Annotated in this window: 9 protein-coding genes; 5 read left to right on the forward strand and 4 right to left on the reverse strand. The window is 57.3% G+C overall.

What is annotated here, in order from left to right; genetic code table 11:
• Window positions 1-71 precede the first annotated feature (71 nt).
• Together H6F59_RS22100 and H6F59_RS22105 are read left to right on the forward strand one after the other, a co-directional pair.
• On the forward strand, window positions 72-851 hold the full coding sequence (locus H6F59_RS22100) for a hypothetical protein (RefSeq protein WP_190705754.1): 780 nt from the start codon (window positions 72-74) through the stop codon (window positions 849-851).
• Window positions 852-862: 11 nt separating this feature from the next.
• A complete protein-coding gene (locus H6F59_RS22105; protein ID WP_190705757.1) occupies window positions 863-2,179 on the forward strand; it encodes a DUF4231 domain-containing protein in 1,317 nt (438 codons plus the stop codon).
• 35 nt (window positions 2,180-2,214) lie between these two features.
• Here the strand turns inward: H6F59_RS22105 and H6F59_RS22110 are convergent, their stop codons facing one another.
• Window positions 2,215-4,410, reverse strand: coding sequence for a WD40 repeat domain-containing protein (locus tag H6F59_RS22110; protein WP_313887289.1), 2,196 nt, complete (start codon window positions 4,408-4,410; stop codon window positions 2,215-2,217).
• Window positions 4,320-6,893 carry a toll/interleukin-1 receptor domain-containing protein gene (locus H6F59_RS22115; RefSeq protein ID WP_190705764.1) on the reverse strand — a complete coding sequence of 858 codons (2,574 nt, stop codon included), beginning with the start codon at window positions 6,891-6,893 and terminating at the stop codon, window positions 4,320-4,322. Before H6F59_RS22115 ends, H6F59_RS22110 begins: the two co-directional genes overlap by 91 nt.
• Window positions 6,894-7,179: 286 nt before the next feature.
• On the opposite strand from H6F59_RS22115, the gene H6F59_RS22120 reads away from it, so the two are divergent.
• The 3 genes from H6F59_RS22120 to H6F59_RS22130 all read left to right on the forward strand — a co-directional run bounded on the left by H6F59_RS22120 (window position 7,180) and on the right by H6F59_RS22130 (window position 9,661).
• Window positions 7,180-8,205, forward strand: coding sequence for an ABC transporter ATP-binding protein (locus H6F59_RS22120; protein ID WP_190705767.1), 1,026 nt, complete (start codon window positions 7,180-7,182; stop codon window positions 8,203-8,205).
• 9 nt (window positions 8,206-8,214) lie between these two features.
• Window positions 8,215-9,132 carry an ABC transporter permease gene (locus H6F59_RS22125; protein ID WP_190705770.1) on the forward strand — a complete coding sequence of 306 codons (918 nt, stop codon included), beginning with the start codon at window positions 8,215-8,217 and terminating at the stop codon, window positions 9,130-9,132.
• A 142-nt stretch (window positions 9,133-9,274) separates the two neighbouring features.
• Complete coding sequence (locus H6F59_RS22130) at window positions 9,275-9,661, forward strand: hypothetical protein (protein ID WP_190705773.1); 387 nt, start codon at window positions 9,275-9,277, stop codon at window positions 9,659-9,661.
• Between the two features lie 205 nt (window positions 9,662-9,866).
• Here the strand turns inward: H6F59_RS22130 and H6F59_RS22135 are convergent, their stop codons facing one another.
• On the reverse strand, window positions 9,867-10,460 hold the full coding sequence (locus H6F59_RS22135) for a GUN4 domain-containing protein (protein ID WP_190519539.1): 594 nt from the start codon (window positions 10,458-10,460) through the stop codon (window positions 9,867-9,869).
• A gap of 138 nt (window positions 10,461-10,598) precedes the next feature.
• The gene (locus H6F59_RS22140; protein ID WP_190705776.1) at window positions 10,599-13,871 is read right to left on the reverse strand and encodes an efflux RND transporter permease subunit; all 3,273 of its coding nucleotides are present in this window, start codon (window positions 13,869-13,871) and stop codon (window positions 10,599-10,601) included.
• Between the last annotated feature and the right edge of the window lie 74 nt (window positions 13,872-13,945).

Genomic DNA, 13,945 nt, shown 5'->3' on the forward strand with positions numbered 1-13,945 from the left:
AGGTTGATCTTCGGTGAAGCGCATAGCATACGTTTCCCTTGAGATATTGTCTTAAATGGTGTTGCCGCCGTATGCTACGCCCCTTTGTTCCCAAGATTAGCGATGTCCACTTCCACAATGGCAATAGTGCTCAGGTGTTGTCGCTATCGAATCACACTACGAGTCTGGAGGCCTTAGGCTACATGGGGTTGCCCATGGCTCAACCTACTCTAGTGATCATCGGCGGGGCTAGCTTAATGTCTCATGAGAGCATGGAGCGATTGCAAACGGTCTTTGATCAGGTGTTTGCACCGTTAGCTCAATCCTTGGGCCTGACGGTGCTTGATGGCGGCACCGATACTGGGGTAATTCGCATGATGGGTCAGGCACGCCACACCATTGGCGGCAATTTTCCCCTGATTGGAGTGGTGCCCAAAGGTAAGGCTCGGTTGCCGGGCGATCGCCACCACGACGATTCCCGTCATGACCTAGAGCCTCACCACACCAATTTTTTTCTTATCCCTGGAGATGATTGGGGCAGCGAGTCGCCCTGGTTAGCTGAGTTGGCTTCTGAAATTTCTGCTGACCGTCCGGCGCTGACTATTTTAGTCAACGGTGGCCAGATAGCTTTAATTGACCTAAAAGAAAATTTGGCTACGGGCAGACCGGCGATTGTGCTGTCAGGTAGTGGGCGTCTAGCTGATTCCATTGCCGCTGCGACCGCCGCACTGCCACCCGAGACCGATCCGGCGATTCTCGAACTGATTCAGCATTACCAGCCCGACGGCAAGTTAGAGATTATAGATTTATCTTTGCCGGTTGAGCAGATGCGCGATCGCCTCCAGCAGTACTTCAGCTCCACCCTCGCCTGAGGTTTCTCGCCGTGACCTCTTTGCCTTCAGAGCCCACCGATTCTGTGCCTGTCCCCGAGAGCAATGCTGCTTCCCCGAGCCTGCTCAACAGCGCTTGGGAAAGGTATCGGGTCTACAGCCAAAATGCTTCTAAGGCTCAGGAGCGGTTTCTTGCCGTCGAGCGCCTGATTACACTTTTGGCGCTTTTGGTTGTGGTTTTGGCGGTGGTCCATCCAATCGTTCTTCGCCAAACACCCACGTCTGAAAACTCAGCAGAACTGAACAAACAGCTGCCTTTGAGCTTACTCTTCGACCAGCAGCATGTTGGGTTAGGGATGCTCAATCTGCTGCTGATTATTCTGCCTATTTCGATCACGGCGCTGCGAGCTTTTGCTATCAAGTTTAGTCGAGGCAATAGCTGGGTAATTTTGCGAGGCAATGCCGAAGCTCTCAAGATGGAAATTTTTTATTACCGCACTCAGGTCAAGCGGTATCAAACCGATCGCAATACAGAACTAGCTGAAAAAATTCAGCAGATTAGCCAAAGGTTGAAGGGCAGCGTTGTGCACCAGCGGGCTCTGTTTCCTTACGAGAACCAAAGATCGGCTCGGCTGCGCTTGGGCGTTGTGTTTTTGGCTATTAGCCGTCTATGGTCTTTGGGGCAGCGGCTGGCCAATTACGGTTGGGAGTTTTTTTTCGCTGTTAAAGAAGAAGCCGAGAGTTTGCCTAAAGAGCCCGATCGCACTTCTGATTTAGACCCCGAGGGCTATATCAAGTACCGCTTAGAGGAGCAGTTTGACTGGTATCGACGCAAGGCTCGCAGCTACGATCGCCAGCACCAGCTTTTGCAAACCAGTGTTTATATTTTTGGTGGCTTTGGCACGCTGCTGGCCGCGATCGGGTTTCAAAGCTGGGTCGCGGTAACGGCGACCATAGCCGCATCTTTGGTCAACTACCTGGAGTATCGCCGGGTAGAGGTTACTCTCATGGGCTATAACCAATCTGCCGATGCGCTCTACGATATTCGCACCTGGTGGTACTCGCTCTCTGCGGACAAGCAAGCAAGCTTTAACAACTTTGAAAAGCTCGTAGTCAATACCGAAGAGACCATTCGCAGTGAGCACAACAGCTGGTTGCAGGATATGCAAGATCGGCTGTCTGACCTCTACGAGTCTGAAGGCAAGAAACAACATTCTGCGCCACATGCCAAGGTGGTAGACGCCAAATCAGCAGAGGGGCTGCTTAAGGAAAAGACAGATCACGAAGCTTTGCCTGAGAGCAAACCAGAGCTATTGCCGCCCTACCCAGAGCTTCCTCTTGATGCAGATACCCTGCCTTCTGCCCATTGAGGCAATTTTCGGCAAAGTTTTTGGCCTACCCGTTCTTACTCTGGCCAATTAACTGGCATTAGCCCCACAACCCGCCCGAGGGATGACTCGAAGAGGGCCGCGGGGTCTGGGGCGCGGGGTGGGAGGTTGCAGAGGGCGCGATCGGCGTCGGTGGCTTGGCCGTACTCTAGGTAGTTGTGCAGCCACTGGCAGCCCCAGGCCAGTAGCTCTGGCAGGGTTTGGAGTTCATGTACCTGCACTCGACCATCGACTACCGTAGCCAAGCGCTGCCCATCGGGGCTAACGGCGGGTGAACCGTCATAAATGGCTAGTTGCCGCCCTTGTAAATCCCACACCCGCGCCGTGCCATCGTAGGAGGTTGTTACCACTTGGGTGCCATCGGCGCTAAAACTGGCGCTTCTGACCGCAGCGATGTGCCCCTCTAGGGGAGTGGATTGTCCGCTTTGCAGGTCCCACACCCGCGCCGTGCCATCGTAGGAGGCCGTCACCACCTGGGTGCCATCGGCGCTAAAACTGGCGCTGTTGACCCAATCGGTGTGCCCCTCTAAGGGAGTGGATTGTCCGCTTTGCAGGTCCCACACCCGCGCCGTGCCATCGTCGGAGGCCGTCACCACCTGGGTGCCATCGACACTAAAACTGGCGCTTCTGACCGCAGCGGTGTGCCCCTCTAGGGGAGTGGATTGTCCGCTTTGCAGGTCCCACACCCACGCCGTGCCATCGTCGGAGGCCGTCACCACCTGGGTGCCATCGGCGCTAAAACTGGCGCTGTTGACCGAATCGGTGTGCCCCTCTAAGGGAGTGGATTGTCCGCTTTGCAGGTCCCACACCCGCGCCGTGCCATCGTCGGAGGCCGTCACTACCTGGGTGCCATCGACACTAAAACTGGCGTTTCTGACCCAATAGGTGTGCCCCTCAAGGGGAGTGGATTGTCCGCTTTGCAGGTCCCACACCCGCGCCGTGCCATCGGCGGAGGCCGTCACTACCTGGGTGTCATCGGCGCTAAAACTGGCGCTTCTAACCGCAGCGGTGTGCCCCTCTAGGGGAGTGGATTGTCCGCTTTGCAGGTCCCACACCCGCGCCGTGCCATCGGCGGAGGCCGTCACTACCTGGGTGCCATCGACACTAAAACTGGCGTTTCTGACCCAATAGGTGTGCCCCTCTAGGGGAGCGGATTGTCCGCTTTGCAGGTCCCACACCCGCGTCGTGCCATCGTAGGAGGCCGTCACTACCTGGGTGCCATCGGCGCTAAAACTGGCGCTGTTGACAAAATCGGTGTGCCCCTCTAGGGGAATGGATTGTCCGCTTTGCAGGTCCCACACCCGCGCCGTGCCATCGGCGGAGGCCGTCACCACCTGGGTGCCATCGACACTAAAACTGGCGCTGTAGACCAAATCGGTGTGCCCCTCAAGGGGAGTGGATTGTCCGCTTTGCAGGTCCCACACCCGCGCCGTGCCATCGTAGGAGGTTGTTACCACCTGGGTGCCATCGACACTAAAACTGGCGCTTCTGACCGAATCGGTGTGCCCCTCTAGGGGAGTGGATTGTCCGCTTTGCAGGTCCCACACCCGCGCCGTGCCATCGTCGGAGGCCGTCACCACCTGGGTGCCATCGGCGCTAAAACTGGCGCTGTTGACAAAATCGGTGTGCCCCTCTAGGGGAGTGGATTGTTCGCTTTGCAGGTCCCACACCCACGCCGTGCCATCGTCGGAGGCCGTCACCACCTGGGTGCCATCGGCGCTAAAACTGGCGCTTCTGACCGCAGCGGTGTGCCCCTCTAGGGGAGTGGATTGTCCGCTTTGCAGGTCCCACACCCGCGCCGTGCCATCGTCGGAGGCCGTCACCACCTGGGTGCCATCGGCGCTAAAACTGGCGCTTCTAACCGCAGCGGTGTGCCCCTCTAGGGGAGTGGATTGTCCGCTTTGCAGGTCCCACACCCGCGCCGTGCCATCGTAGGAGGTTGTTACCACCTGGGTGCCATCGGCGCTAAAACTGGCGCTTCTGACCGAATCGGTGTGCCCCTCTAAGGGAGTGGATTGTCCGCTTTGCAGGTCCCACACCCGCGCCGTGCCATCGTCGGAGGCCGTCACTACCTGGGTGTCATCGACACTAAAACTGGCGCTGTTGACCCCAGCCTTATGGGCTAACGGACTGTTAGGAGATCTAGCTTGTAGCTGCTGTAAGACAAAAATAGGGCTAGCGGCGGGGTACTCAGCGACAGCCTTGACGGGGATGCCAGCTTCGTTAAAGCTGCTTGTAGCTCGCGCCCGGCCTTAATGGCTCTAAGTAATGCTTCAATTTGGTTAAACTCAAAGCGGCCTAGAGCGAAGGTGCCGGCTTGCTCTAGGCGAGTGCCGATTTGGGCCAGGTGCTGTTTTTTTTCGGCCTCAGCGGTTTTGGTATCGGCCTCTCTGGTTCTCGCTTCTGCATATTGGGCTTTGGCTTCGGCCTCTCTGACCTTCGCTTCTACCTCTTGGGCCTTTCTATCGGCCTCTCTAGCTCTCTCTGCTGCATTTTCGACCTTTCTATCAGCCTCTCTGGCACGAGTTTCGGCATCCTCAGCTTTGGCTTCAGCTTGTTCCTTATCTCGTTGGGCCTGATCAGCTTGTTTCTTTGCATTCCCAGTCGAGATTTCTGCCAGATATGTTTTTCGGTTTGCGCTCAGCTCCTGCTGAGTGGCGCTAGCTAAATTCCACCGTGCTTGAGAAGTCTCTTGAGATGCCTTACTTTGCAAATACCAAGCGCCTCCTCCCGATATCGCTGCGACTAAAATTCCTGCAAACGCCGCGATCGCCCCAGTCAGGGCACCTCGGCGCAGCTTTTTCTCAGCCGCCTCTTCAGCCTCTTGCCTGGCTCTAGCCGCACGAATGTATTCTTGCTGCAAACCCGTAGGCTGGGGTTCTACCTTGGCGTTGGTGGCTAACCAGTGCTCCGCCGTTTCCAGATCCTTTCCCCGCAGCAGCAGGCTTTCATCGCGCCCCCGCCGATCCCACTCGCCCGATCGCACCAACAACCGCGTATGAGTCTCCAAATGCTCCCGATCCGTATCCAGCGTCCTCAGCAACCCAGCAAAATTTGCCTGAAAGTCGCCATCATGCTCGCGAAAATCTAGCCATTGCAGCTTGGCCAGCACCGGGTGCAGGTCAGCCACATCGATTGCCCGATGCAGCACCGGCACCATGCGCTTATTTAGCCCCTGGGCATACTCCACCTCATCGGCACAAAAGGGCGAGTTAATCGACTCCGGCGACAGCACAAACACAAACACATCTGAGCTTTCAATTCCCCGGTAAATCTCCTGCTGAAAATCGGTGCCGGTGGCGATGCTCTCCTGGTCAAACCAGGTGCGTTTGCCCTGGGTTTGCAGCGCATCATTCAGCCTGCGGGCAAAGTCAGAATCCACCCGCGAGTAAGAGATAAACACATCCAGCGAGGGGTTGGGCGGCTGGCGCAGGCTCTCAGCAATAAACTGCTCGTGCAGCTCGGTGGGCGGGTGGCGGTGGGTGCGGGCCACCTTTAGCCAAGTTTCGGCCCGGCGCAGGTTGTAGCCCCGCAGCAGCAGGGTGGGGTTTTGCTGCTGCCGCTGCCACTTCAGCGCCTGCACCAGCCAGGTTTTGTGCTCGGTGTGGTAAGCGACATCGGTGTTGAGCTGCCTCAGCAACTGGCTTTCATCCGCCGCATAATCGCTGGTCTGGAGGTTGTCCGTCAGGTCAACGTGCTGAAGGGTTCTCAACCCCTCCGGCACCAGCTCCGGCTCCACCGTTGCCGCCAGCACCGGAATCACCCGCTTGTTAAGCGCCAAGGCCTGGGCCAGTTCCTGCTGGCAGTAGGGCGACTGGGCCGAGGGCGGCGACAGCAAAAAGATTACGTTGTCGGCTTCCTCAACGCCCTGGGCAATAACGCTGTTGTAATCTTGGCTGGTTTGAATATCGGTGCGGTAGTTCCACACCGTGATGCCCTGGCGCAGCAGCGATCGCCGAATCTGCTCCGCCACTCCCTGGTCTTGGTCGCTGTGGCACAAAAACACCTGGGTCATCAGGTTGCTGGCGTTTTTAATGCTCTCGGTAATAAATTCGCAGTGCAGATCAGTGGGGGTGCAGGGCAGCGGTGCCCCCGCCAGGGTGCGGGCGTGCAACCAGGTTTCTGCCAGTTGGCGATCGCGGCCCACCAGCAAAAACCGAGTTTCGCGATGGCGGCGATCCCACCCCAGAGCCTGGGTAAGCAGGGCAGTGTGCTGGTGCACGTAGGCTTTTACATCGGGCTGCTCAGCGCCCGTCTTTTCGTCGCATAGGTGCAGGGCGCGGCTGAGCTTATCGAGGTACTGGGCCGGGTCATCGACCCCGTCGCGGCACCAGATCCAATTCAGCAGGCGAATGGTAGCGCAGCCAGTAGGGTCATGGGCGGCCCAGGCGGCACTGTCGCCCCCGCCCACGTGCAGCAGCGGAATGATGCGCTTGCCGTAAGCGATCGCCCGCTCTAGCTCAACTTTGCAGTAGGGCGAGGCCATCGCCGAGGGCGAAATGATGTAGACAAACTGGTGCGATCGCTCGATGGCGTCGTCAATGCGCCCCTGCCAGTCGGTTGCCGAAGGAATGTCGTCTAAATCGAGCCAGATTTGGCTCAGGCCCCGCACCCTGAGCTGCTCTTTGAGGGCGATGGCAAAGGCTTTGCTATCAGCCCGTGCGTAGGAGACAAACGCATCGTAAAAAGCAGCCATGGGGCGATCGGTTAAAGCAGGTGCTTGAAAATTCTCGGGTTTTGGAAAACTCAGGAATGGGGGTGAAAAGAACGATTTTTACTGAGAGTAAACCGCCTTTCCTCAAAACAGCGGAAATCTACGATTTGCTTAACAGGCATGGGCGACACCGCTCTAGCAACGATCAGATGGCCCCTCAATGCGATAGCCCTTTGAGCCGGTCTTTGACCATCGACCTCACGCCGTTCGGTGGAGTTCTGTAGAATGACAAGAGTAGGAACCAATACGTTTGGGGTTAGCTCTACAGATGGCCGCGGCGGTAACAATTCAAAACTTGAAGAAGTCCTACGGGGCGGTGGAAGCAGTGCGCGATGTGTCGCTCACCATTGAGCCTGGCGAAATTTTTGGCCTGCTAGGGCCCAATGGGGCGGGCAAAACTACCACCATTCGCTGCCTCTGCACCCTGACCACCCCAGACAGCGGCACGCTTGAAGTCATGGGGGTTTCGGTAGTCGAGCAGCCTCGGCTAGTGCGCCAATATCTTGGCTACATCGCCCAGGAGGTTGCCCTTGACAAGGTACTCACCGGACGGGAGCTATTGCGGCTTCAAGCCGATATCTACCACATGCCTAAGAGTGTGTCTGGCCCTCGCATCGACCAGATGATCGACTTGCTAGAGCTAGGTGACTGGGCCGACAAAAAGACCGGCAACTATTCTGGAGGCTTGAGAAAGCGCCTAGATTTAGCTCTAGGGTTGCTGCATCAGCCCGACCTGCTGGTGCTTGATGAGCCCACGGTTGGCCTTGATATTGAGACGCGCTCGGCGGTGTGGAGTTTTTTACGGCAGCTGCGAGCGGCAGGCACCACGATTTTAATCACCAGCCACTACCTTGAAGAGGTCGATGCCCTGGCTGACCGGGTGGCGATTATTGACCGAGGCCGAGTGATTTCGGCCGGCACCCCCAGTGAACTAAAGGATAAGATTGGGGGCGATCGCATCACCCTGCGCATTCGCGAATTTACCTCCGACACTGAGGCCGCCAATGCCCGCACTATGTTGGCTGGGCTGCCCTTTGTGCGCGAGGTGATCGTCAACTCGGCCCAGGGCAACTCTCTCAACTTAGTAGTTGACCGTCAGCCCGATGTGCTGTTGACGGTACAGCAGGCGCTCAAAGCCGCCGATCTGCCTGTGTTTGGCATTGCCCAATCGCGCCCTAGCCTTGACGATGTGTATTTGGCCGCCACAGGCCGCACCTTGATGGATGCGGAGCTGGCTGCCGTCGGCCAGCGCGACCTTAAGAAAGAAAAGAAACAGGCCATGAAGGGACGCTAGGATAACATCATGAGCACCACCATTCCCACCCCATCTCCAACTCGCGAGGCTGCCCCCAGCCTTGAGAACTCAGACCTTAAAGCCTGGAAGGCTGACTTGATCAAATCCCAAGGGCTGGTCTCTGGAGCCTTTGTGCAGGAGACCCTAGCCATGACCCGGCGGCTGTTCATTCAGCTTCAGCGTCGCCCGACTACCCTGGTGGCTGGCGTAATTCAGCCGCTGATTTGGCTAGTGCTGTTTGGGGCGCTGTTTCAGAACGTACCGGCTGGGTTGTTTGGCGAAAGTCGCAACTACGGCCAGTTCTTGGGGGCAGGCATCATTGTATTTACCGCCTTTGGGGGTGCGCTCAACGCCGGGCTACCGGTGATGTTTGACCGCGAGTTTGGCTTTTTGAATCGGTTTTTGGTAGCACCCTTAGCCTCGCGCTACTCCATTGTGGTAGCGTCGGCGCTATTTATTGCCGCTCTGAGCCTGGTACAAACGGCGGCAATTTTGGCCCTGAGCGCTGTGCTCGGTGCCGGGTTGCCTAGCCTGCCGGGGTTGCTGCTAGTGCTATTTATTGTCATGGCGCTGGTGCTGGGTGTGACGGCCCTTAGCCTAGGGTTGACCTTTGCGCTACCCGGCCACATTGAGCTGATTGGGGTGATCTTTGTAACCAACCTGCCCCTGCTATTTTCAAGTACGGCTCTGGTACCGCTAGATTTTATGCCTCAATGGCTACAGGTAGTGGCTAGCTTAAACCCACTCACCTACGCCATTGAGCCCATTCGCTATGTCTACCTGCATCCGGCGTGGGGCTTGGGTGACACAGTGCTGCAAACGCCTTTTGCGGCAGTTTCACTAGGGGCTTGTCTGGCGGTTTTGGTGGTTTTCTGCGGTCTGTCGTTAGGGCTAATTCAGCCCCTGCTGCGCCGCCGGATTGCCTAGCGACCAGCTCAACTCAACCAGTTACAGAGCTGGTCTGGTAGGGGTCGGCAGCTGGCGAGTTAGCCGCTACAATGGCAAGCGTAGGCAGCACAGTTTTTCTGTGCCCAAAGTCTTAGTTGTTATGGTGTCAAGGAGTGCTCCTATGGCTTACCCAAATTTTCTCTCTAGACCGGTAGCAGCTGTGATCGCAGCTGCTAGCCTGTTAGTTCTGGCTCCGGCAGCCTTGGCCCAATCTACGGCTACCGACCCAAGCCGCACTCCGCGCGTCGATACCAATGAAGGCTTTGGCGACAGCGATGCCAACGACGGCATTTTTGGCGAAAGCAGCAGCCCTTTTGATCTAATTCACCGGGCGGTGCTGATGAATGACCGCAGCTCTACCGACTTTAGCCGTCAGCATCGTGGCCGTATTAGCGACGAGGCACTTAATTTCCGCACCCTACAGCAGGATGCCCTGCGCCGTCAGCAGCCCCAGCCTGCGCAGACTGAGGCGACTGAAGTCATTACTCCCGAAACTGGAGAAGAGTAAGCCGGAGAAGAGTAAGCCATTGCTTTTAAGGCAAACGGCCTACTACCTTCTGTTCTGATGAAGGAACACACTCCAAAACAACGAAACATGGCCGCTGAAAGTTTAGTGGCCATGTTTTTTGAGCGGCTGCTTTGAGTAACCGCTTAAAAGATGACATAAACGTGCCTACCCCACGTTTCTAAGCTTCCAGCCTGTTCGTAAACCGCTATAGCTGGCAGGTAAACAGACGGCTGAGAAAGTAGTTGACCATTTTGGCTCCATAGGGAGAATTCCACCAGACGATGGGATAGCAGCCTACGGGATCATCTAGATCATGGCGGGCCTGGTCAATTGTCTTCCACTGGTCATCTTGCCGCCAGCCCACCTGTTCGCCCAAGCGGTTGAGGATGGCGGTGTCTTGAATCAACGCTGATTCAAGGGTGCCGCCTACGGATTGGTAAATCTGAAGCTGCACACTAAAGCCGAAGCGGCCGCCCGTGTAGGTAGTCCACAGGCGATCTACTACCCGCAGCACGCTGCACGAAAACAGGCGCACGGCATCGGGAGTTAGGTCTTCGCGATCGGGGGTGCCGGCCTCCTGCAAAATTACCCGCACGGTTTCTTCGTCAGCCTCTCTCAGCTTGCCAGTTTTAAGCAGCCGCTGAAGTGGTTGATAGCGTTCAACATCGGTTACAAGGGTTAGCGCATCTTCCATGCGAGCGATGCGCTCCGTTATCCCTTGCTGAATAAAGCCTTCTACCCTGGCCTCTAACGCCTCTATGCGAGCAGCTAGTTCAGCTTGCGACCCTTCTTCATCCATATCGACTCCTTAAGTATTGAGAACCAGAGCCATGCCCTGAGACGGTTGGTTATGCGCCTTGGTCATCCGATGCCAAACGAAGTTGGTCAACGCTACAAATTCTAGTATTACCTAGTCGCAATGGTTGCGATCGCAGCCCTAGGCGGGGTTTTCCCCCTGCGATTCCCGGGGGGGTTGCTCCGCAAATCGCATCGGTGCCATGGCTTCAGCTTCGTCTAGAGAACGAGAGCCATCGTTGCTGAAACTGGTTGAGACAGTCCCAGCGGGCGGTGCCCCAGGTCCACTGTGAAACAGTCGATCTTCTAAGCCCTTGAGTATCACATAGAGCACCGGCACCACCAGCAGGCTAAGCACTGTCGCCACCAGCAGCCCCCCAAACACGGTGTAGCCCACCGACCAGCGGCTGGCACTGCCCGCCCCAGTGGCAATCAGCAGCGGAAAGGTCCCCACCAGCGATGAAATTGCTGTCATGATAATCGGGCGAAATCGCTGCTCGGCGGCGGCTATTGCAGCAGGCACCAGCCCCAAACCCTGACTTCTGGCCTGGTTGGCAAATTCTACAATCAGAATGGCATTTTTACTGGCGAGGCCGATCAGCATGACCATCCCCACCTGGGCGTAGACGTTAAGCTCCAGGCCTCGGAAGAACAGGAACGTCAGCGCCCCCAGCACCGCTAGGGGCACCGTCAGCAAAATGATGATGGGATCGACGTAGTTTTCGTACTGGGCCGCTAGCACCAGAAACACCACCAGTACCCCAAGCCCAAAGATCAGGATTGAGAGACCGCCGGAGGCCAACTCTTCCCGAGCTGTGCCCTGCCAAGCCTGCCCTACCACCGGTAAAGCGGCTTGGGCATGGGCTTCAGTCATGTCTGCAATCAGCTGGCCCGAGCTCGCCCCCGGTGCGGGCAGGCCCTCCAGCTTAATGGCCCGCAGCAGGTTGAAGTGATTGATGGTAGACGGCCCGACGATTTCCTTGAGAGTGACGACTTCTCCTAGGGATACCATGGTGCCCTGGCGCGATCGCACGTAAATGGCATTGATGTCGCTGGGCTCATTGCGAAAGCCTTCGTCGGCCTGCACGTAGACTCGGTAGTTGCGCCCGCCAGAGGTGTAGTCGTTGACGTAGCGGGAGCCCAGGTAGGTGCTGACGGTGGTGAGCGCCTCGCTAACATCCACATCTAGAGCTTTGAGGCGATCGCGGTTGAGTTCCACCTGCACCTGGGGCGAACTGGCTGTGAACTGCGTGAACACTCCCGCTGAGGCAGGCGACTCGTTAGCCGCCCCCATGATTTCGTAGGCGTTACCTAGAAACTCGTCGATGCTCATCTGATTACCGCTGCGATCTTGCAGCTGCATTTCCAAAGCCCCGGTAGGGCTAAAACCAGGCACCGGGGGAGCGTTAAAGGCAATTACCAGTGCCTCTTGAATACTTGAGAGAGCTCCATTGACCTTGGGCAGCAGCCCCGCTACCGACGACTCACGGCCTCGCCGCTCTTCCCAAGGGGCCAGGGTCGCAAAAAATACCCCTCGGTTGGGCGAGGGGCCATCAAAGCCAAACCCAGTCAGCATAAAGGTACTGGTCACCTCTGGAAACTGAGAAATCAGGGTATCCGCCTGGGCCATAACCGATTTGGTATATTCCAGCGAAACGCCATCGGGGGCCTGCACAATCCCCAAAAAGTACCCCTGATCTTCTTCTGGCACAAAGCCCGTCGGCACGATGCGGAACATGCCCACCATCAGCATGGTGCCCACCGCAAACAGGGCCAGCACGCCGTAGCGCAGCCGCACTAGCACTTGCACCGCCCGGCGGTAGCGCTCGGTCACCCAGCGCAACAGGTCGTTAAAGCGGTTGAAGAGGCCCCCCAGCGGCCCACCCCGGCCCCCCGGAGGGTTGGGGCGGAGCAGCAGCGCCGACATGGCGGGGGAAAAGGTGAGGGCGTTGAAGGTGGACACCAGAACCGCAAAGGCCATGGTGAAGGAAAACTGTTGGTAAATTTTGCCGGTGCTGCCGGGGAAAAAGGCCACCGGAATGAACACCACCATCAGCACTAACGAGGTGGCCACCAGCGCCCCAGACAGCTCCTGCATGGCGTCGAGGGCGGCCAGGCGGGGGCGCATGCCCTGGTCAATCTTGGCGGCGATCGCCTCCACGATCACGATTGCGTCGTCCACCACCACCCCCGAGGCTAAAATCGCCCCAAACAGGGTCAGGGTGTTGATGGAAAAGCCAAACAGCAGCAAAAACGCCATCGGCCCAATCAGCGACACCGGAATGGCGATCGCCGGAATGATGGTGGAGCGCCAGTCCTGCAAAAAGATAAACAAAATCAGCAGCACCAGGGCGATCGACGTCACTAGGGTGATCAGCACCTCCTTGAGCGACACACGCACAAAGTCAGTGGTATCAAACACCAGCTCAGCCTGGTAGCCCGGCGGAAACGATTGCTGTAGCTCAGCCATGCGATCGCGCACCGCCTCGGCCACCTGCAGGGCGTTGCTGCCCGGCAGCTGGTAAATGAGCAATCCTGCCGCCGCCTTGCCCTGGGTCTTAGCGTCAAAGCTGTAGTCTTGCGCCCCGACTTCGGCCCGTCCCAAATCGCGCAGACGCACCAGGTTGCCATTAGCCCCTACCTTGACCACCAGGTTCTCAAACTCTTCGGCTTCTTCCAAACGACCCGGCAGCCGCACAGTGTACTGATAGGCCTGGTCAACGTTGGTAGGGGAAGCCCCGACCGACCCAGCCCCCACCTGAATGTTTTGCTCTTGCAGGGCCGCCACCACATCGCCGGGGGTAAGCGACTGGCTGGCCAGGGCGGTGGGGTCGAGCCAGAGTCGCATGGCGTAGCGACCCGACCCAAATATTTCGGCGCTGCCGACGCCGTCAATCTGCTTCATCTCATCGAGAATGAACAGGTCGGCGTAGTTACTCAGGAACAGTGAGTCGTAGCGATCATCATCAGTAAAGAAGCGATACACCAGCAAAATACTCGGTGACTGAGCCGTCACCGTCACCCCCAGTTGGCTGACTTCCGGCGGCAGTAGGGGCGTTGCTCGCGACACCCGGTTTTGTACGTTCACCTGGGAAATATCTTTGTCTTGCCCAGGGCCAAATACTATGTTGATAGTGCTCTGGCCAGTGTTAGTGCTGCTGGAAGTAATGTATTGCATACCTTCCACGCCGTTGATTTCGCGCTCCAGCACCGTGGTGACATTGCTCTCTACGGTTTCGGCATCGGCCCCGTTATAGTTAGCCGCCACCGAGATTTGTAAAGGCGCAATCTCCGGCAGTTGCTCAATGGGCAGCAAAGGGATGGCGATCGCCCCCGCCATCACAATCAGCAGGGTGCACACGGTAGTGAGCACCGGGCGACGAATAAAGTTGTCAGCAATGGAGAACAGCGCCATGGGTGAAATACCGGGGGCTTAAGGGAGGTTAGAAAGTTGTGATTCCTGGAGAATCGCTTTACGATTTGCGCCAT

Origin of the sequence: Nodosilinea sp. FACHB-141, assembly GCF_014696135.1 — a bacterium.
GTDB lineage: Bacteria > Cyanobacteriota > Cyanobacteriia > Phormidesmidales > Phormidesmidaceae > Nodosilinea.